The following is a 20725-nucleotide window of genomic DNA, read 5'->3' on the forward strand; positions in this document are numbered from 1 at the left end:
CGTACCGCGCCGATCGCCGCCGCGAGGCCCGGCTCAGTAGCGCACGGGCAGGGAGAGCAGCCCTCGGGCGCGCATCGAAGGCCGCCACCGCAGGTCGCCGTGCGGGACGTCGAGCTCCAGCCGCGGAAACCGCTCAAGCAGCGCGGCGAGAGCGATCTCGGTCTCCATCCGGGCCAGGGGGGCGCCCAGGCAGTAGTGAATGCCATGGCCGAGCGCGAGGTGGCCGGTGGCGTCGCGGCCGATGTCGAGGCGGTCGGGGTCGGTGAAGCGGTGCGGGTCGCGGTGGGCGGCCGCGAGCGAGAGCAGGACGGTCTCGCCCGCCGGGATCGTGACGCCGCCGATCGCGATGTCCTCGGTGGGGAAGCGGCGGATGGCCAGCGGTGCGGGTCCGTCGTAACGGGCCAACTCCTCGACGGCGCCGCCCAGTCGGTCCGGGTCGGCGCGCAGCTCGGCCAGCTGGTCGGGGTGGCTGAGCAGAGCCAGGGTGGCGTTGCCTATCAGATGGACGGTGTTCTCGTATCCGGCGAACAGGATGAGGAAGGCCAGGGACATCAACTCGTCCTCGCTCAGCCGGTCTTCCTCATCGCGTACCGCGGTGAGGGCGGAGAGCAGGTCGTCGGCCGGCTCGGCGCGCTTGCGGGCGATGAGCTGGGTGAAGGACGCCAGCAGGCCGCCGACCGCTTCCTTCGCCCGTGACGGCTCCGCAGGATCCGGGGCAACCAGGGCATCGGTCCACGCCCGGAAATCGCGCCGGTCTTCCGGAGCCACGCCGAGCAGGTCGCAGATGACCGTGATGGGCAGCGGCGCGGCGTACGAGGCGATCAGATCGGCCCGCCCGTGCGGGGCGATGGCGTCCAGCAGCTGATCGGCTGTTCTCCTGATCGGCTCGCGCAGCTCCGCGATGCGACGCGGCGTGAACGCCTGGGACACCAGACGCCGGATGCGGGTGTGATCCGGCGGGTCCATGTTGAGCAGATTCGCGTCCAGCGCCGGCGGCAGCGCCATCCCCCGGTAATTGCCAGGTGCCGCGTTGCGCTTGTTCAGGGAAAGCCGGGGATCGGCGAGTGCCTGGCGTACGTCGTCGTAGCGCGTGACCAGCCAGGCCGGCAGCCCGTCCGTCCCGGCGATCCGGTGCACGGGGCCCGACTCACGGAGCCGCGCGTACACGGTGTAGGGGTCGGCCATCAGCTCGCTCGTCGGATCTTGGAGTGCCATGGCTCCACCCTAGAGGCGCCGCATTCCGGAGCTGTCGACGGCTGCATGCCGTATTCCGGCCCGGCAGTGGGCAGTTGTCCTTCATGACGGACCGCCCGCTGCTCCTCCTCGACGTCGACGGCCCCCTCAACCCGTACGCGGCGCGTCTGCCGCGCCTGCGCGGCTACGCGACACACCGCCTGCACCCCTCCTACTGGCTCTCCCACCAGCCCCCGGGCTCCCGCCGCCACCGCCGGGGCCTGCGCATCTACCTCAACCCGGCCCACGGCCCACGACTGACGGGCCTTCCCTTCGAACTGGCCTGGGCCACCACCTGGATGCACGAGGCCAACACCATGATCGCCCCGGGCATCGGCCTGCCCGCCGACCTCCCGGTGATCGAGTGGCCGGAACTCTTCGCGAAGGACCCGGACGGGCTGTACTGGAAGACCCGGCCGCTGCTGGAGTGGGCGGCGGGGCGCCCGTTCGCCTGGGTCGACGACATGATCACGGCCCTGGACACGGCGCATGTCGCGGCGCATCACGACGCGCCTGCGCTGCTGTTGCGGATCCATCCGCGGCGGGGGCTGCGGGAGGAGGACTTCGGCACGCTGGTCAGGTGGGCGGAGGGCTTGTGACGCCGCCGGACTTGACCGCCGCGGGCACTACCGCACCGAGCGACCGCGGGCTGCCGGCCCGGCCTGCTCCTCGCGGCGGGTGCGCAGCAGGAGCGCGACCCAACTGCGGTAGGGCGCCCAGTGATCGCTGATCCCGGCGAGCCGGCGCGCATCGGAGGCGTCGGGATCGCCGAGGCCGTAGGCATCGGCCATCGAAGCGTGAAGTCGGCGTTCATGACGGGGGAAGACGTCGGGGTGTCCGGCGCCGCGGATGAGGATGAGCTCCGCGGAGAAGGGGCCGATGCCGGGCAGGGTCCGCAGATGCGCGAGGGCGTCTTCCGCCGGCATCGCGCGCAGCCGGGCGGCGTCGAGATCACCGGCGAGAGCCGCGTCGGCGAGGACACGCAGCCGTTCGACCTTCGTCTCGGGCAGGCCCGGAACACGGCTGAGTCCGCGCAGGTCCAGCGGGGTGGGGAAGGCGTGCAGCGACTCCCCGGCGACGGTGACGCGCGGTCCATGGTGCTCGGCAATGCGGGCCTTGATCCCGGCGGCCTGGACCATCCGGATGCGGTGGCCGATGACCGCCCAGGCCGCGGCCTCGTACGGCGAGTAAAAACACACCGGCCGCAACCCCGGGTACGCCGCGATGAGCTGGGCCACGACGGGATCGGCCTCGGCGAGCCGTGGGAACCCGTTGCCGTCCACGTCGAGCGAGAGGATGCGGGCCAGTTGCGCCCGCACCGCGCTCATCCCATCCGATTCCGCAGTTGCCGTGCCCATCCCGTCGTTGCCCGGATTCCCGGTGTGCACGGTGACATCCGCCTGTACGGTCCCCTCCGACCCCTCCGCCTGCCTCACCTCCGCGCTCACCGTCGAGTGGCCGTCGTCGGCGGGAAAGGCCAGGCGCAGCACCCTGCCGTCCGAGGCGTCGCGGTACCCGGCGGGTGTAAAGCCCTCCAGGAACCGCAGGCTCGCCGCAAGTGAGAACGGCCCACGCGGGGTGATGACGATGGCGGTCATGGTCAGCCTTCGTGCGTGGTGATGGCGTACCCCTCAGGGCCGACGAACGTGAACATCCTGCCGAACGGACCATCCTCCGGTGCCTTGACGATGGGGATCCCGGCGGCGTGGAGCCTGTCGTGCAGGGCCTGCGCGTCAGTGGTCCGGAACCACAGGGCGACCCCGAGGCCGGGCCGCTCGACGGCGCCGAGATCCACTCCCGGCAGCGGCTCACGAACGGCGAACGGAACCGGCTCGGTGGCGAACACCACGGCGCCGGGCGGCGAGGCAGGCGCCCGGCGCAGCCCGAGGTGCTTCTCGTAGAAGGCGGCAGCCGCTTCGACGTCGCGCACCTGCAGAGCGATGAAGTCCGGGCCGCTGGCGGTCACAGTCATGAGTACTCCTCGATCGTGTTGCATGTCAGGACTTTGACATAAGCGGAAGATAGACGGCGCCGCGCTGACATGTCAAACTCCTGACATGCACGATGGGACTGCTTCCAGCCAGGCTCCGCGGGCCGCCGACGTGACCGAGCGCCTGGGATACCGCCTCAAGCGCGCCGCCGCGGCGCTGCGCAGCGCGATGGACAGAGCACTGCGTGAGTACGGCCTGACGGTGCCGCAGTACGCCTGCCTCGAACTCCTCGACCAGCGCCCCGGCCTGTCCAACGCCGAGCTAGCCCGCGGCACCTTCGTCACGCGGCAGTCCATGAACGTCGTCCTTCGCGGACTGCAGGACGCCGGCCTCATCACCCGGCCGGCCACCACCGACCGCGGTCGCGCTCTGCCCGCCCACCTCACCGAGGAGGGCCAACGTCGGCTCGCGGCGGCACGCTCCGCCGTCTACGCCATCGACCAGCGCATGACCGACGCCGTCCCGGAGCAACGTCTCGCCGAGCTCCTCGCCGACCTAGACCACATGGCGGCGGCACTCGACGGGTGAGAACGGCCGCGCGTCAAGGGCGATCGAGCACCAGACGGTCTTCAGGACGGGATCACTGCGGTCGATGCCCCAGTCGACAGCGAGGGCGTCGACGAGAAGCAGGCCGCGACCGCCCTCGGAGTCGAGGGGTGCGGCCCCGAGTTCAGCCGGGGCGGGCAGCCCTCGGTCGCGGCGGGCATCGCTGACCTCAATACGGAGCGTGCCAGGAGGCGTGACGGTGAGCCCCAGCCGGAAATCCCGGCCGGGGACACGGCCATGCGTGATGGCATTCGCGGCGAGTTCAGCCGTCAGGAGGGCAGCGGTCCGGGAGGAGTCGGAGTCGTACGGCCAGCCCCAGGCGTCGAGTTGCTGAGTGGCGAGCCGTCGGGCGAGGCGGGCGCCACGGCGAGTCGCGCTCAGCCGGACCGTGAAGCGGTGGGTGGGGACGGGGAGTTCGGTGCTGACGGTTTCGTGATTCACATCACTCAGCGTGTCCGTGCGTGCGTAACCTGAACAGGAGCGTTGTCGGTACGCAGCGTGATTGTCCAAGCTCGGAGGCGTGCTGTCCGGGTTGTCGGGCGTGACGCGGAGCGCAGGGCGGCGTTGGGCAGGGGCGCGTCGAAGGTGGGACAGCATGGCGAATACGACAGGGCCGATGGACGACGAGGCGGAACAGCAGCCGGACTGGGACGAGGGGACGGCGGAACTCCTCAAGACCGTCGGCAAACAGGTCAGGCTGTGGCGGGAACGGGCCCACTTGACGCAGGCCGAGGTCGGCACGGCGATCGGCTACACCGAGCACCAGGTCTCGGCAGTCGAGCGAGGTCGGCGCATCCCGAAGCCGGAGTTCCTGGACAGGGCAGACGAGACTCTGGGGGCGGGCGGAATCCTGGCTGCGTTCAAGGAGGACGTGGAACGCGCACGGTATCCCAAGAAGGTGCGGGATCTCGCCAAGCTGGAGACGGACGCACTCGAGCTGGGCGCGTACGCGAGCGCCGTTATTCACGGGCTCCTTCAGACCGAGGAGTATGCCCAGGCGCTGTACCGCATGCACCGGCCGATGCTGGACGAGGACGCCATCGAGCGGAATGTGGCCGCGCGTATGGCCCGCCGGGAGATCTTCGAGCGGCGGCCCGCGCCGTTCCTGAGTTTTGTCCAGGAAGAGGTGACGCTGCGCCGCCCGGTCGGTGGCAGGATGGTGATGCGCGGGCAGCTCGAACGGATCCTGGAGATCGGCCAGTTGCGGAACGTGGAGATCCAGGTGATGCCGACGGACCGCGAGGACCATGCGGGCCTCCCGGGATCGTTCCTGCTGCTGGATCCCAAGAACGGGCAGAAGGCAGCGCATTCGGAGGCCGCGTTCTCCAGTCACGTGACGGCAGAGCGGAATAAGGTCCGCGTCCTTGAAGCACGCTATGGGATCATCCGGGCGCAGGCTCTGACTCCACGGGAGTCACTGGCATTCATCGAGAAAGTGCTGGGAGAGACATGACCATCAAGCCCTCTGCCGACCATGCCGCCGGACTGAAGTGGTTCAAGAGCAGCTACAGCACAAGCGAAGGCCCCGAGTGCGTCGAGGTCGCCTCCGCCCCCGGCACCGTCCACGTCCGGGACTCCAAGGACAAGGCAGGCGCGCAGCTCGCCTTCACAGACGGCTCATGGGCGGCGTTCGTTTTGTTCGCAGCCTCCCGCTAGCACCCAACTGCCCTGCATCCCAAGGCATTTGCTCGCCTCAAACCTGCCGTATTTCACACCTACCCGTTACGATCTGTGCTGGGGAGTTCGCTGCCTGAGCAGCGCAATCAGTACAGATCAACACGAAGCGGGGACGGCGCATGCGGGACGGCCGGTGGACGACGGTCACCGACTCCGAATTCGAGCATGAGCGCCGCGGGCTGGAGGCTGTCCGCAAGCACCTGCCGGACACCGAGCCGTGGCGTGCCTGGTCGAACTTCACCTTTACCGCGAACTCCGGCCACGTCCGCGAGGTCGACCTGCTGGTCGTCTCGCCAGGCGGTGTGTGCCTGATCGAGCTGAAGGACTGGCACGGCTCGGTCGAGTCCCGCAACGGCGGCTGGCTGCAGACTCAACCCAGCGGCCGCCAGATCTCCCACGGCAATCCACTGCACTTGGCGAACAAGAAGGCCAAGGAGCTGGGCGGGCTGCTGTCGCAGAACGCCGGCCGGAGGGTGTGGGTGTCGGAGGCGGTGTGCTTCACCGACTCCTCCTTACGTCGGCGACTGGCCCCTCACGACCAGCATGGTGTGTACACCGTCAGCGATCTGGTCACGATGTTGCACCAGCCCCCGAGTGAGGAGCGGCGCCGTATCGACGGACCGGGCTCCCGGGCGATCAAGACAGCCCTGGAGCGGGTCGGTATCGCGCGCAGTGACGCGGAGTACAAGGTCGGTCCGTACCTGCTGAACCGGAAGTCCTTCGACTCGGGCCCGACTTGGGCCGACTACCTGGCGCGCCACAGCGACCTGCCGGAGGACGCGCGGATCCGGATCTATCTACGGGAGCGCGGTTCGGACGCGGGACTGCGCGCCTCGGTGGAGCGGGCGGCGAGGCGTGAGGCGGCGGTGCTCCAGCGGTTCCGGCACCCCGGCGTCGTACAGCTCAAGCAGTACGACTCCTCCGGGCACTCCGCGGGCCCTGCACTGATCTTCGACTATGACGCGCAGACGCTGCGCCTCGACGAGTACCTGACCCAGTACGGCGAGAAGCTGGACATCCTCAGCCGCATGGCGCTGGTACGCCAGCTCGCCGAGACCGTGCGCTCGGCGCATGGCCGCCGTATCTTCCACCGGACCCTGGCCGCACGCGCGATCCATGTGATCCCACGTACGCGACGCCGGGCGGCGGGCACGGGCGGCGAGGACGCCGCCTGGCTCAGCCCGCACCTCCAGGTCTCGGACTGGCAGGTCGCGGTATCGCGCAGCTCTGAGCAGAGTGAGCCCGGTGGCGAGCGTCTGGCACCGACCTCGTTCTCACGTGCGGGCGCGCATCTCGCGGAGGGCTCCGACCCGTATCTCGCGCCGGAGCTGACCGCGCTCAACGCCGACCCGATCACGCTGGATGTGTACGGACTCGGTGTGCTGACCTACTTGCTGGCGACCGGCAAGGCCCCGGCCGCCAGCCAGGCCGAGCTGGTGGCGCGCCTGGAGGCGGGCGAGGGCCTGCGGCCGAGCGCGGTGGTGGACGGCCTGTCGGAGGACATAGACGAGCTGGTGCAGGCGGCGACGGCGTTCCGCCCGGAGCAGCGGCTGTCCTCGGCGGACGAGTTCCTCGAGATGCTGGAGATAGTCGAGGAGGGCCTGACCGCGCCTGCGGCCGCCTCCGCCGAGACTCCGGTCCTGGTATCGCGCCCGGCTGCCGAGCCGGAGAAGGACCCGCTGGACGCGGTCGCCGGGGACGTTCTGGCGGGCCGCTGGGAGGTTCGCCGCCGGCTCGGTACGGGCTCGACGAGCCGCGCCTTCCTCGTCCGGGACCTGGACGCGGACCCGCAGGCCCGCCGCTCGAAGGCTTTCGTCGTCCTGAAGGTCGCACTGTCCGACAGCCGCGGCGAGGTGCTGGCGCGCGAGGCCGAGGTGATGGGGCGGCTGCGCGCCGACTCGCGAATAATCCGCCTCGTCGATCCGGAGCCGCAGCGCATCGGGGGCCGCACGGTACTCGTCATGGAGTACGTCGGTGACGAGCGCGACACCGACACAGAGGTGGCGACGTCCGGTTCGAAGTCCCGCCGCCGCGAGGAGACGGTCGCCCGTCAGTTGCGCGAGCAGGGCCGTCTGTCGGTGGACCAGCTTGAGGCGTACGGCGACTATCTGTTCGGCGCGGTGGACTTCCTCGAGGGCGAGGGAGTGTGGCACCGCGACATAAAGCCGGACAATATCGCGATCCGTATCCGCCCGAACCGCACGCGTGAACTGGTGTTGATCGACTTCTCGTTGGCGGGTTATCCGGCGAAGGAGACCGGGGCCGGCACGGACGGCTATCTCGACCCGTTCATCGGAACGCTGACCCGCTCCTATTACGACGCGCACGCCGAGCGGTACGCGCTGGCCGCGACTCTTCATGAGATGGCCTCGGGCGAGCTACCGGTCTGGGGCGACGGAAAAGTCTCAGCACGGCAGACCGACCCGGAGAAGGAGCCGTACCCGCAGATCCAGGCGGACGCCTTCGACTCGGCGGTACGTGAGGGCCTGCGCGCGTTCTTCCGGAAGGCGCTGCACCGGGATGCGGCGCAGCGCTTTCCCGACCTGAAGCCGATGCGCGCCGCCTGGACGAAGATCTTCCTGGCGATGGACGAGGCGGTGCCCTCGTCCCGGCGCACCCGGCACGGATCATCGGATGGCGAGTCCGCCGAGGCCGCCTCCCCGGAAATCGCCGAGGCCGAGCCGGAGAACGCCGAGCAGCAGCGCGACCGGATCGCCGCGGAGGTCGAGCGGAACACGTCCATCGCGGCGTCCGGTCTGAGCCCGGCCGCGGAGTCCTTCGTCTACGGGCTGGGCGTCAACACCGTCGGCGAGCTTCTCGAGTACAGCCAGCGCCGTCTGGTCAACGCCCCCGGCCTGGGCTCGAAGACCCGCCAGGAGGTTCTCGGCCGTATCAAGGAGTGGCGCCAGCTGCTCGCCGAGAAGCCCGCCGCCCCGCTCACCCCGGAAGGCCGCAAGGCCGCGAAGGAGGAGCTGTCGGCGGCCGAGGCAGCGCTTGTGGCGGCGAGCGACACCGCGCTCGGCCTTCCCGAGCAAGCCCTTCGCACGGTCAGCCTGGACACCCTTGCGACGCTATTCGTACCGGAGCTCAAGAAGGACGGTTCCAACCGCAACGAGGTCGAAATGGTGCGGCTGCTGCTGCGCCTGCCCGACGAGAGTGGTGTACTGCCCCAGATCGGCGTCTGGCCGAAGCAGAAGGACGTGGCGGAGGCGCTGCGGCTGAGCCATGGCCGTATCCCGCAGATGCTGAAGACACAGCGGACGCGGTGGAAGAAGCACGCGGCGGTGAAGGCGCTGCGCGCCGAGATCCTGGAGCTGCTGAGCAGCCTGGGCCGGATCGCCTCTGCGGCGGAGATCGCGGACGCGCTCGCGGTACGGCGTGGCACCCGGCTGCAGGAGCGTGAGCAGCGGCGGGCGCTGGCTCTGGCCGCGGTACGCGCCGTGGTGGAGGTCGAACAACTCGTCCCGGACGAGAGCGAGTTCTCGCACGCGGCGAACCGTGACGCGGCCGATGAGGGGATGGGCGCGGGCCTGTTGGCGCTGGAGTTCAGCGAGGAACGCGACGCGCCCGAAACACCATCCGCGCCCGGCCTGCTGGACTACGCGCAGCGGCTGGGCCGTGTCGCGGACCGGCTGGCGAAACTCGACACGCTGCCGACGGCTGCGACGGTGCTGGGCGAGTTGGGCGCGATCAGCGCGCCGAGCGGGGTCGTGGAGTGGGACGAGCGCCGGACGGTGGAGGTCGCCGCGGCAGCTTCCCGGAATGCGGCGGCGACACCGCGTCTGGAGATCTATCCGCGCGATCTGTCGCTGGTACGGGCCCTGCGGCTCACCCAGGCCGGACTGGTGCGGCTCATCCCCGGCGTCGCCGAGTCGTGGCAACCGGGCCTGACTGGCGAGGACGTGCACGAACGGGTGCGCGCCCGTTTCCCGGAGATCCTGGACGGGCGCGGCGGGCACTCCCTGCCGACGGGCGGGCCGCTCACGAAGGCCTTGCAGGAGGCCGGTTTCGACCTGGTGCTGTCCCTGCGGGAGGGCAGCCGGACCTTGCGGTATCTGCCGCGGCAGATCGACATCGGCTCCAGCTATCTGTCCTCGGGCGCGGGGCGACAGGTGACGGGCACGGCGGTCGCCACCCGCTACTCGGACGACCCGCAGCTCGGGGGCGCGGTCGCGGCGGAGGAGCGGCTGGGTGCGTCCGCGAGGCGGGACGGTTTCCGGGTGCTGACGGTGCGGACCATGTATGCGCGGGACGCGGTGAGTGAACTCGCGGGTGGGGACGTCGGCCGCTTCGCGGCGGAGGCCGTGTCGGTGACCGAGCTGTTCCTCGGCGCGCTGCACGAGCAGGTCGACCCGCGCCCCCTGCCAACCTGGGAGACGATCCTGCGCGCGGATGTCGCGGAGCCGGGTTCGGTGGCCGCGACGAAGTTCGCCGAGTACGCCGTAACGGCGTGGGGCGAGGTCGAGCCGCGAGTGAGCAGGCTGTTGTCGGTGGGCGCCGCTTCCATTGTGCCGCTACTGCTGGTGGACGCGGGTGCCTTTGCGCGGTACGACGCGATGGGGGTGCTCGACCGGCTGGCCGAGCAGGCGCGGCAAGGCGGGCGGCCACTGTGGCTGCTCTGCCCGCAGGCCGACCCGGCGCGGGCGCCGCGGCTCGGGACGACGGCCGTGCCGTATCAGGCGGGGCTGGGCGAATGGATAGTGCTGCCGGACTCGTGGGTGACGAACGCCCACCGGGCCGGCGGAACGGTACTTACGGGAGACGTGGCGAAGTGATCGACCGCAAGGCGTTATTGGCAGACCTGATCAAGCAGGTCAAGGCGGTCGAGACCGATCTCGGCAAGCAGGTCAAGGCTGTGCCGGAGGTGGGTGCGCGGCTTCGGGGTGAGTACGACCAGGCGCGCAAGCTGGGTCGTACGGCGGCGACGTGGAACTCCTGGCTCGACGAACGAGTGACGCAGGTCGCGGTGGCGTGGGTGCTGGGGTCTGTGTTCGTCCGGTTCTGCGAGGACAACGAGCTGATACCCGAGCCGTACCTGGCAGGTACAACGGCCGAGCGCCGGGACCTGGCGGAGGCGCGGTACGCGGACTATGTGGCGACTGGCGAGGACCCGACGTATCGGGGCTGGCTGGAGCGGTCCTTCGCGGAACTGGGCGCCGGGCAGGCCGGCAAGCTGCTCTTTGACGAGCGGCACAATCCGCTCTTTCAGATCCCGCTGTCACATGATGGCGCGCGGGCGCTTGTCGACTTCTGGCGCGAGCGGGACGAGGAGGGTGCGTCCCTTGTCCATGACTTCACCGACCCGCTGAACGAGGACGGGACGAAGGGGTGGGACACGCGGTTCCTGGGTGACCTGTACCAGGATCTGTCGGAGGCAGCGCGGAAGACGTACGCGCTGCTCCAGACACCGGAGTTCGTGGAGGAGTTCATCCTCGACCGGACGATGGATCCGGTGGTCAGGGAGTTAGGTGCGTCGTTCGGCGAGCTGAAGATGATCGACCCGACGTGCGGGTCGGGGCACTTCGTGCTGGGCGCGTTCCGGCGACTGGTGCGGTTATGGGGCGAGCGGCAGCCGGGGCGTGAGCTGCATGATCGGGTGCGGGCGGCGCTGGACTCGGTGCATGGGGTGGACATCAACCCGTTCGCGGTGGCTATTGCTCGGTTCCGGCTGCTGATGGCCGCGATGGCTGCGGCGAACGTGCGCACGCTGGCGGACGCCAACAAGTACGAATGGCCACTGCACTTGGCTATTGGTGACTCGCTGATCAAGGCCAGGCAGACCGAGGTCGGCATCACAGGAACGAAGTCTGACGGCGAGTTGGAGTTCATCCTCGACGGTGAGGTTCGTGATGAGCTGGCGGAGTTCTCCTACGCCACCGAGGACGTTCATGAGCACAAGGGAATCCTGGGGCAGGGGCGTTACCACGTGGTGGTGGGCAATCCGCCGTACATCACGGTCAAGGACAAGAACCTCAACGCACTGTACCGCGGTCTCTACAACGCGTGCGGGGGCACGTACGCACTGTCGGTTCCCTTCGCGCAACGATTCTTCGAACTGGCCAAAGCCGGGACTCCTGAGGGCATCGGATACGGCATGGTCGGCCAGATCACCGCGAACTCGTTCATGAAGCGGGAGTTCGGGACCAAACTGATCGAGGAGTACTTCAGGGATCAAGTCGAACTGACGGAGGTCATCGACACTTCTGGCGCGTACATTCCGGGCCATGGCACACCAACTGTGATCCTCGTTGGCCGACGCAGGTCTTGGAAAGAAGGACGAACACCCACGATCCGCACGGTTCGTAGCGTCCAGGGTGAACCCGCTGCACCGGCGACCGGAGCAGACGGGCTGGTCTGGAAGGCGATCGCCAGCCAGATCGACAATCCAGGATCAGTGAGTCAGTGGATTTCGGTAGACAATCTGGACCGAGATCAATACTTCGGGAAACAACCTTGGGTCTTGGGTGACGGAGGCGTCGAGATGCTCAAGAAACTCGAAGCCTCTACAGTTGGTCGACTCGCGTCACTATCAGATGCAATCGGGCGAACTACCCACACGGGCTTAGATGACGCATTTTACCTTCCATCGTCCTCAGCGGGGACTCGAAGGGTGATCAGTGGCTGCGTCCCAGTCATTATGGGCGACGGCGTTCGGGATTACGAGATCACCGCACCCCTCTCGACCCTACTCCCATATAACCAGGCCGGGTCCGCTCGCAGTCTCAGCGAAATTGAGGAACGCTTCCTGTGGAGCAACAGAATTCTGCTGCAACGCAGGGTGGACTTCGGTCAGACTCCCGCCGAACGGGGCTTGCGCTGGTGTGATCACAGCATGTTCTTCCCGAAGCGGTACCGGACTCCGCTGGGTATCGCATTCCCCTTCGTTGGCACCCACGCCCACTTCGTTCTGGACCGAGGCGGGAGGGTCTTCAAACAGACCGCGCCGGTGATCAAATTGCAGGAAGGGGCTAGCGAGGAGGAACACCTACAGCTACTCGGGCTACTCAACAGCTCCACTGCCTGCTTCTGGCTCAAGCAAGTGAGTTACCCAAAGGGCGGCGATCCTGTGGGCGGAGACGGCGCTCGCGTCAGCGTGCACCCTTGGTCCGACCGGTACGAGTTCACCGGGGGCAACGTCGAGCGGTTTCCCCTGTCCGCCGTCTACCCCACGGCCCTCGCTTCCGCCCTCGACACCCTCGCCCAAAGCATGGCCGCCACCAGCCCCTCCGCCCTGACCACAGCCGAAGGGCCCACCCCCACCGCCACCTCCCTCCGCGAGGCCCGCACCGCGTGGCACTCCACCCGCGCCCGGATGATCGCCCTCCAAGAGGAACTGGACTGGCAGGTCTACTCCCTCTACAACCTGCACGCCGAAGACCTCCGCGCCCCCGAGTCCGACGTCCCCGAACTCGCCCTCGGCCAGCGCGCCTTCGAGATCGTGCTTGCTCGTCGTGTCGACGCCGGCGAAGCCTCCGGTGAGTGGTTCAAGCGGCACAACTCCACCCCCATCACCGAGATCCCCGCCCACTGGCCCGACACCTACAAGCAGGTCGTCCAGAAACGCATCGACGCCATCGAGTCCTCCCGCGCCATCGGCATGGTCGAGCGCCCCGAGTACAAGCGCCGCTGGGCCACCGACGGCTGGGACGCCCTCCAGGAGAAGGCCCTTCGCTCCTGGCTGCTCGACAAGATCGAGGATCGCGACCTCTGGTTCCAGGACGAGCGGCCCACCCTCCTCACCCGCGCCCAGCTCACCTCCGCCCTGGCCGCCAACGACGACTTCGTCTCCGTAGCCGCCCTCCACGCGCCCCGCAAGGAACTGGCCGCCGTCGTCGCCGAGCTGCTCACCGACGAGCACGTCCCCTTCCTCCCCGCCCTGCGCTACAAGCCCACCGGCCTGAAGAAGCGCGCCGACTGGGAGCACGTCTGGGACCGCCAGCGGCAAGAGGACGCCGCCCCCGACGAGCCCGCCAAGCGGAAGATCCGGGACTCCATACCCGTACCGCCGAAGTACACCTCGGCCGACTTCCTCAAGCCCTCCTACTGGCGCGCTCGCGGCAAGCTCGACGTACCCAAGGAACGCTTCATCTCCTACGCCACAACCACCATCCCGGGCGCCCCCGACCTGCTCGGCTGGGCCGGCTGGGACCACCAGGAGCAAGCCTTCGCGATCGTCATGCACATCGCGACCAACCCCCCTGCCGACGAGGAGCTCGTTCCGTCCCTCGCCGGACTTCTGGAGCTTCAGCCCTGGCTGAACCAGTGGCACGGCGACTTCGAGGCCCTGTACAGCGGCTCGCCCGCGAGCTACTTCGCCGGCCAGCGCGCGATCCACCAGGACAGGCTCGGCCTCACCGACGACGATCTGCGTGCCTGGCGCCCGGCCGCTCCCGTCCGCGCTCGCCGTACCACCAAGGGGAAGTGACCATGGCCGCGAACAACACCCAGCCGCCGCTGCTGCGCGATGTCATCGACATCAAGCCGTCCATCTCCACCTCCGACTTCGTGCTGAAGCTCGCCGAGGCGGTCACCGAGGACGGTGCCGCCCGCGCGCTGCGAGACTACGTCGTCACCGAGCGGCTGCTCGAGAACTTCGACGAGGCCCTCGACCTGATCAAGGCCGCGCTGGACGGGCACACCTCGAAGGCCGCGTACCTCCATGGCTCGTTCGGTTCCGGTAAGTCGCACTTCATGGCCGTACTGCACGCCCTGCTGAGGGGCGACCAGGCGGCCCGGGCCCGCGCCGACTTCGACCCGCTGCTCGCCCGGCACGAGTGGCTCGGCACCGAGCGGAAGAACTTCCTACTCGTGCCGTACCACATGCTCGACGCAAAGTCCCTGGAACAGCGCGTCCTCGGCGGGTACGTGTCCCACGTCAAGGCACTGCACAAGGACGCGCCCACCCCTCAGGTGTACCGGACGGACAACCTCTTCAAGGACGTGCAGCGGCTGCGCGCGAAGATCGGCGACGAGAAGTTCATCGACGGGCTCGGCGGCTCCGACTCGGCCGGCCCGGTCAGCGAATGGGGCGTCGGGTTCTCCTGGACTCCCGCCCTGCTCGACACCGCGCTCGCCGCCCCGGAACCGGACGGCACCGAGACCTCGCTCAACCTGGTCAACCCGACCAAGCCTGTCGAGCTGCGCGCCAAGCTGGTGCACGACGCGATCGCCGGCTGGTTCCCCGGCTTCGCCAAGAACGCCTCCGAGGGCGAGGAGGGCTTCATCTCCCTCGACGCAGGTCTCGCCGTCATCGCCGAGCACGCCAAGTCCCTCGGCTACGACGGCCTGATCCTGTTCCTCGACGAGCTGATCCTGTGGCTCGCCACCCTCATCCACAACCAGAAGTTCGTCTCCCGGGAAGCCGGGAAGATCACCAACTTCGTGGAGGGCGCGGACTCCCGCCGGGCCATCCCCATCGTGTCGTTCATCGCCCGCCAGCGCGACCTGCGAGAACTGGTCGGCGAAGAGGTCTCCGGCGCGGCCGAGACCTCGATCCAGGACAGCCTCAACCTGGCGTCCGGCCGTTTCGACAAGATCACGCTGGAGGACCGCAACCTCCCGCAGATCGCCCACGCCCGCCTGCTCAAGCCGAAGGACGCCGGGGCAGCGGCCCAGCTCGACGCGGCGTTCACCAAGGCCAAGAAGGCCGGGCCACAGGTGTGGGACACCCTGCTCGGATCGGACGGCACGACCGGCGCGGACGAGGAGTCGTTCCGGCTGACGTACCCCTTCTCGCCCGCCTTCATGGACACCCTCGTCCATATCTCGTCCGCGCTGCAGCGCTCCCGTACCGGTCTGAAGCTGATGGGCCAGCTGCTGGCCGACCACCGCGACGACGCACGGCTTGAGCAGCTGATCCCGCTCGGTGACCTCTACCCGGTGATCGCGGACGGCGGCGACAAGCCGTTCGTGGACAGCCTGAAGGCGGAGTTCACGGCCGCCGACAAGCTGTACAGGACCAAGCTCCGTCCGTACCTCCTCGGCTTCTACGAGGTCACCGAGGAGGACATCGAGCGCTACCGGCACCGGCCCGAGACCATCACCGACCGCCAGCTCACCCAGCGGTGCTTCGCCTTCACCGGCGACAACCGGCTGATATGCACCCTGCTGCTGTCCGCGCTCGCGCCCAGCGTGCCCGCCCTGCGTGATCTGACGATCCGCCGCCTGGTCGCGCTCAACCACGGCTCGGTGGTCGCCCCGATCCCCGGCACCGAGGTCGGCACGGTCCAGCCGAAGATCGCCGAGTGGGCGTCCCGCTTCGCCGAGATCAAGCCGACCGGAACCGAGGTCAACCCGGGCGTACGGCTCGAACTGGCCGGTGTGGACGTCGACTCCGTCATCGCCAACGCCAACGTCAACAACAACCAGTCCAACCGCAGCACCCTGGCCAAGCGACTCCTGCGCGAGGAGCTGGGCATCCAGGATCTGGGACATTTGGGCGCCGACGAGCTGAAGTTCGTCTGGCGCGGCTCGAACCGCACCGCCGAGGTCATCTTCGGCAATATCGCCGACCGTGATGACATGCCCGACCACGAGTTCTCGCCGAGCGACGAGAGCAGTTGGCGGTTCGTGATCGATCTCCCCTACGACGAGGGCGAGTACGGCCCCGTCGACGACGCCAACCGCATCCGCGACTTGCGCGCCCGGCAGACCGAACGGTCCCGCACTGCGGCCTGGATCCCCACCCATCTGTCGGCCGCCCGCTTCCAGGACTTCTGCCGCCTGGTCACCATCAGTTCCGCGCTCGCCGACCCGCAACGCTTCGACAGCCAGTACGCCTCGCACCTCAACGCCGACAACCGGGCCCGCGCCAAGGGCCTCCTGGAGAGCCAGCGCGACTCGCTCATCAAGACGGTGAAGACGGCGTTCAAGCAGGCGTACGGGCTGGCCGACAAAAAGCCTGCCGACGTCGACGTCGCCTTCGGCGACCACTTCGAGCCGCTGCCCGACGTGCCGGATCTGAAGCCCGGCTTCGGCCAGTCGCTGCACGACGCGGCCCGGACAGTGGCAGGCAAGCTGCTCGCCCATCAGTACCCGGCCCATCCCGACCTCGACCCCGAGGGCACCGGCCCCGCGGTGAAGCCCGCCGACGCCAAGATTGTCTTCGCCCACGTCCGGGCCGCGACCGAGGCACCCGACCGGGCCGTCGACGTACCTGCGAAGGACCGGACGTTGATGCGGCGTATCGCAGCGCCACTCGGGCTCGGTCAGCAGAAGGAGGCGTACTTCCAGCTGTCCACCCGCTGGGTCGACCACTTCCATCAGCAGGCCCGCAACGAAGGCGTCACCGGCGATCTCACCGTCGTACGCCTCACCGAATGGCTGGACCGGCCCGAGCCGATGGGCTTGGAGCCCTTCCTCGCCAACCTGGTCATCGCCTCCTACGCGGAGATGGACGACCGGGTGTGGGTGAGGGCCGGCGCGCTGCTCGACCCGGCGCCCGAGCCCTCGGCCGTCAAGTCAGGTGACGCGCTGCGCGCCCAGCCGCTGCCGGAGGAATCCGTGTGGCGCGAAGCCGGGGAGCGCTACCAGGAGATCTTCGGCGACAAGCCGCCGACGCTGCGACGTGGCCGGATGGTCAGCCAGTTCGCACGGCAGATAACCGCTCAGGCCCGCAGGTTCCAACCGCACGCGGCCGATCTCGTACGGGAATTGGAGAAGCACGCCCGCCTGCTCGGCCTGGACGGCGGTGCCGAGAACGACGAGTCCGGGCGCCTCGCCCTCGCCCGGCGCTCCCTCGCCCTGCTCGACGCACTGGTCGCTACCGACCGTGGCGCGGCCAGTGGCACGGGCGGCGCCAAGCAGGTCATCACCGCGCTCGCCTCGTTCGACCTCGGCGAGGTCTCCCCCAGCCGCTGCGGGACGTCCATCAAGCAGGCCGAAGCCGTTGCCTCGGCGCTGGCGACCGCCGCCTGGGACACCCTCGCCCTCGCGCCCAACTGCGGCCCCGAAGGCGAGGCGCTGCTGGAGTCGCTGCGCGGCGCGGCCCGCGTGGATCAGCGGACTTCGAACCTGGTGAACGCACTGAACGACGCACGCAAGGCCGTTGTCGCCCTGCTCGGGCGCAGCCGGATGGCGAACCAGCCCGCACCCACCCCGGTGGCACCGCTGCCCGTCCCGCCCGCGCGGACGCCCGGCTCGGTCGACCTGAACACCGGCACCAGCCACCCGCCCGTACCGACGACACACACTCCGGGCACGGGCAGCACGCCACGCTCCGGCGGTGGCCGGACCAAGGCGTCGCAGGCCCTGGCCTCGTTGCGGGCCGAACTGGACGAACTGGCGACACGGGAACCCGACGCCACCATCGAGATCACCTGGCGGGTGGTGGAGTGAGTACCGCAGTCATCACCAGCGCGGTGCGGCTCACTACCGCCACCGTCACCCAGTACCTGGCGTCCCAGTCAGGACTCGCCTCCGGCAGGCGCAAGGCCGTCCTGCTGCGCGCCGCCCCGGCCTGGGACGGCCGGGCCGAGCTGTCCTGGGGCGAGCGACGGGCACTGGTGGCCCCGGCACCGTCCCCACTCGCCGTGTACGAGCTGGTGCTGACCCACCTCGGTGCGGCGGACCCGTCCGGCCCCGAGGTGCTGGTCGTGCTCACCGACCGGGAGGAGGCGGAGCTCGGCCCCGACCTCCTGTCCAAGGTTCACAAGCAGCGGGTCAACACCGTCGACACCTGGGACGTCGTGCGCGAGGCGTTCGGCGCCGGCGGAACCGACCACCGCCTCTTCGACGAGAACTGGGCCGCCGAAGCACTCCTGGACGCCACCCCGCCCGGCGGCTGGTCCCAGCTCACCGGCGGCGTCCTGTCCCGCACAGATGCGCTGGCCGCACTCACCCTGCGGCGGCTCGGCATCGGCCGCTACGACCCCGACCGCGACCCGCACAGTCCGGCGGCGGGCGACGACGGGCTGGACGTGCACACCCTGCTGCGCTGGTCGCTCGCGCCCGGCGGCCCGGAGCGGCTCCTCGCGCTGCGAGCGCCCGAGCGCGCCGGGCTCGCCCGGTTCCTGAGCGAGGAGGACCAGGCGGGGCTCACCGGGCGGGCGCTGCTGGCGCTGGTCGGTGCCGAACACGGGCCGGACGCGGTCGCGTTCGGGCTGGTGTGCGCGGCCCTCTGGGTCCACGCCGACGCGTCGGCGAACGCCGAGGACTACCGCGCTCGTGGGCGCGCCGAGCGCTGGTTCGGGGACGAGCCACCCGCACACGGCGAAACCCTCGACGCACTCGTGGCCGCCTTCGGTCGCGCCTGCGAGGAGTTCGTGTCCGCCCTGCTGTTGAGCGGTCGTTCCGAGTTGGACGAGGACGCAGGGCGGGCGCGGCGGCTGACCGGGGCGGTACTGGACCGCGCGGCGTCTTTGGTGCGGCAGTTCGGTGCGGAGCGAGCCGCCGGGACAAGTCCCTTGCTGGCAGCTGGACTTGAGGCTCGGTTTGCGGCCGTCGGGCGGACCCTCGTCGTCGGCGATCCGCAGCGGACCGCCGAGGCCGTGAAGTCGCTGAGCCGGCACCGGCTCGCCCCGGATGCCGACGCCCGTACCCGCATCGAGCGGGCGCGCATGGCGCAACGGCTTGCCCAGTGGCTCGCGACCGATCCGTCGGTGGAAGCGGAGACAGTAGCGGCCGGGATCGGTCGGCATGTCGCCGAGACCGGGTGGGTGGACCTGGCTCTGGAACACATCGAGGCGGGGGGCGACCCCGATCCCGTGCTGAAGTCCGCGTACGACACCCTGTGCGTCTCGACGCGGGCACTCCGGCGGGAGGCCGACCGGCTCTTCGCACTGACGCTCGCCACCTGGACGACGGGCGGCACGGACCCCGGTTCCATGCTGACCGTGGAGTCATTCCTCCCGCGGGTCGTGGGCCCGGTGGTGAAGGCCGGGGAGCGTCGAGTGCTCATGCTCGTCCTCGACGGGATGAGCGCGGCGATCGCCGCGGAACTGGGCGAGGAACTGCGTGAGCACTGGGCCGAGTACGACCCTCTGCCCGGCACAAAAGACGCCCCGCGCCGCAGGGCCATGGCCGCTGCGCTGCCGACGATCACGTCGGTGTCGCGCACCTCGCTGTTCGCCGCCCGGCTGACGGAGGGCTCACAGGCCGACGAGAAGCGGCTCTTCCCCGCCCACCGTTTCTGGGGCGATCAGAGCGTGGCGGTCTTCCACAAGGACGCCCTGCGCAGCGAGACCGGCGGCGCCCCCTTCGGACCTGAGCTCGACGAGGCGCTCGCCAGTGACCGTACTCATGTCGCGGTGGTCCTCAACACCGTCGATGACCGGCTCGCCACGGAACAGAAGCTCGGCGACGGAGCATGGCGGCTCGACCAGATAGGGAAGCTGCGGGAGCTGCTGCGCGTCGCCGCCGGCCAGGGTCGCGCCGTCATCCTGACCAGCGATCACGGGCATGTCGTCGACCGGCACGGCGTGAAGGTGGAGGCCGAGGGCATTCAGTCGGCCCGGCACCGTACGCCTGGCGGGTCGCTCGCAGAGACGGAGATCGCGCTGGCGGGGCCGCGTGTGGTCTCCCACGAACCGGGCGGTGCCATCGTCGCCCTGTGGGACGCCGACTCCCGCTACACGGCTCTGAAGGCGGGCTACCACGGAGGCGCGGCGCTCGCCGAGTTCACCATCCCTGTGCTGGCCTTCCTGCCGTTCGGAGCAACGCCGCCCAAGGGATGGCGGGAACTGGGCAGTCAGCAGCCGTCGTGGTGGGCTCTTACCCCGGGGACGCCTGAACCGCAGCCGACGTACCCCCGTGTGGCTGAGGTGTCACCCGTGCCGTCGAAGAAGGCTGCGAAGAAACGGCAGGAGGAGGCCGAACGCGCTGCCGCAGGCGAGCAGTCACTCTTCGACGTCACCCTGGTGCCCAGCACAGAAGGTGTCCTGCTCGTTCCGGAGCTGGTGTCGCCCGACGATGCGCTGGTGAACGGACTGCTCGGTTCGGAGACCTTCCTGGCCCAGGTGCAGCTGCTGGCGCGCAAGCCGGACCTCGCCCGGGTGGAGAAGGCGGTATGTGCGCTGCTCGACGCGGGCGGCACCCTCCCGGTGACGGCGCTGGCGCAGCGCATCGGCCTGCTCGCCACCCGTGCCGACGGCTTCGCCGCCGTCCTGCGACAGCTGCTGAACTACGACGGTGTCCAAGTCCTGGAAACCCTCCCGGACGGCCGCACACTGCGGCTCAATACGCGCTTGATGCGGGATCAGTTCGAGCTCACCTGATCAACTACCGACAGTGATGCGCCCCACTGACAGAGTGAGGGGCTTGTGCTAGCCTCCGAATCAGGC

12 protein-coding genes are annotated in these 20725 nt (G+C 69.4%); 8 read left to right on the plus strand and 4 right to left on the minus strand.

Annotated elements, in window-relative coordinates; all coding sequences use genetic code 11:
• Positions 1 to 33: 33 nt before the first annotated feature.
• The gene (locus ACFYXH_RS17310) at positions 34 to 1215 is read right to left on the minus strand and encodes a cytochrome P450 (RefSeq protein WP_389563340.1); all 1182 of its coding nucleotides are present in this window, start codon (positions 1213 to 1215) and stop codon (positions 34 to 36) included.
• Positions 1216 to 1298: 83 nt separating this feature from the next.
• Here ACFYXH_RS17310 and ACFYXH_RS17315 point away from each other — a divergent pair, with 83 nt between their 5' ends.
• Positions 1299 to 1832: a hypothetical protein gene (locus ACFYXH_RS17315; protein ID WP_389563342.1), complete on the plus strand. Its 534-nt coding sequence runs from the start codon at positions 1299 to 1301 to the stop codon at positions 1830 to 1832.
• A gap of 27 nt (positions 1833 to 1859) precedes the next feature.
• Here the strand turns inward: ACFYXH_RS17315 and ACFYXH_RS17320 are convergent, their stop codons facing one another.
• Both ACFYXH_RS17320 and ACFYXH_RS17325 read right to left on the minus strand, forming a co-directional pair.
• Entirely contained in the window at positions 1860 to 2831 is a 972-nt protein-coding gene (locus ACFYXH_RS17320; RefSeq protein WP_389563344.1) for a DNA-3-methyladenine glycosylase family protein, read from the minus strand.
• 2 nt (positions 2832 to 2833) lie between these two features.
• Positions 2834 to 3205 (minus strand): VOC family protein, encoded by a 372-nt coding sequence (locus ACFYXH_RS17325; protein ID WP_327322904.1) that lies wholly within the window; start codon positions 3203 to 3205, stop codon positions 2834 to 2836.
• 85 nt (positions 3206 to 3290) lie between these two features.
• Here ACFYXH_RS17325 and ACFYXH_RS17330 point away from each other — a divergent pair, with 85 nt between their 5' ends.
• Positions 3291 to 3752 (plus strand): MarR family transcriptional regulator, encoded by a 462-nt coding sequence (locus ACFYXH_RS17330; protein ID WP_327322905.1) that lies wholly within the window; start codon positions 3291 to 3293, stop codon positions 3750 to 3752.
• Here ACFYXH_RS17330 and ACFYXH_RS17335 read toward each other — a convergent pair.
• The gene (locus ACFYXH_RS17335) at positions 3720 to 4211 is read right to left on the minus strand and encodes an ATP-binding protein (RefSeq protein WP_389563346.1); all 492 of its coding nucleotides are present in this window, start codon (positions 4209 to 4211) and stop codon (positions 3720 to 3722) included. The genes ACFYXH_RS17330 and ACFYXH_RS17335 overlap by 33 nt on opposite strands.
• Before the next feature lie 154 nt (positions 4212 to 4365).
• Here ACFYXH_RS17335 and ACFYXH_RS17340 point away from each other — a divergent pair, with 154 nt between their 5' ends.
• The 6 genes from ACFYXH_RS17340 to pglZ all read left to right on the plus strand — a co-directional run bounded on the left by ACFYXH_RS17340 (position 4366) and on the right by pglZ (position 20659).
• On the plus strand, positions 4366 to 5223 hold the full coding sequence (locus ACFYXH_RS17340) for a helix-turn-helix domain-containing protein (RefSeq protein ID WP_389563348.1): 858 nt from the start codon (positions 4366 to 4368) through the stop codon (positions 5221 to 5223).
• Positions 5220 to 5426 carry a DUF397 domain-containing protein gene (locus ACFYXH_RS17345; RefSeq protein ID WP_389563350.1) on the plus strand — a complete coding sequence of 69 codons (207 nt, stop codon included), beginning with the start codon at positions 5220 to 5222 and terminating at the stop codon, positions 5424 to 5426. Before ACFYXH_RS17340 ends, ACFYXH_RS17345 begins: the two co-directional genes overlap by 4 nt.
• A gap of 140 nt (positions 5427 to 5566) precedes the next feature.
• Positions 5567 to 10222, plus strand: coding sequence for a BREX system serine/threonine kinase PglW (gene pglW, locus ACFYXH_RS17350; RefSeq protein ID WP_389563352.1), 4656 nt, complete (start codon positions 5567 to 5569; stop codon positions 10220 to 10222).
• Positions 10219 to 13872 (plus strand): BREX-2 system adenine-specific DNA-methyltransferase PglX, encoded by a 3654-nt coding sequence (gene pglX, locus ACFYXH_RS17355; protein ID WP_389563353.1) that lies wholly within the window; start codon positions 10219 to 10221, stop codon positions 13870 to 13872. Before pglW ends, pglX begins: the two co-directional genes overlap by 4 nt.
• A 2-nt stretch (positions 13873 to 13874) precedes the next feature.
• Positions 13875 to 17783: a phage resistance protein gene (locus ACFYXH_RS17360; RefSeq protein ID WP_389563355.1), complete on the plus strand. Its 3909-nt coding sequence runs from the start codon at positions 13875 to 13877 to the stop codon at positions 17781 to 17783.
• The gene (gene pglZ / locus ACFYXH_RS17365) at positions 17780 to 20659 is read left to right on the plus strand and encodes a BREX-2 system phosphatase PglZ (RefSeq protein ID WP_389563357.1); all 2880 of its coding nucleotides are present in this window, start codon (positions 17780 to 17782) and stop codon (positions 20657 to 20659) included. The genes ACFYXH_RS17360 and pglZ overlap by 4 nt, the downstream gene beginning before the upstream one ends.
• Positions 20660 to 20725: the final 66 nt, after the last annotated feature.

This window comes from Streptomyces sp. NPDC002730 (assembly GCF_042888805.1).
In the GTDB taxonomy this organism is placed as follows: Bacteria; Actinomycetota; Actinomycetes; order Streptomycetales; family Streptomycetaceae; genus Streptomyces.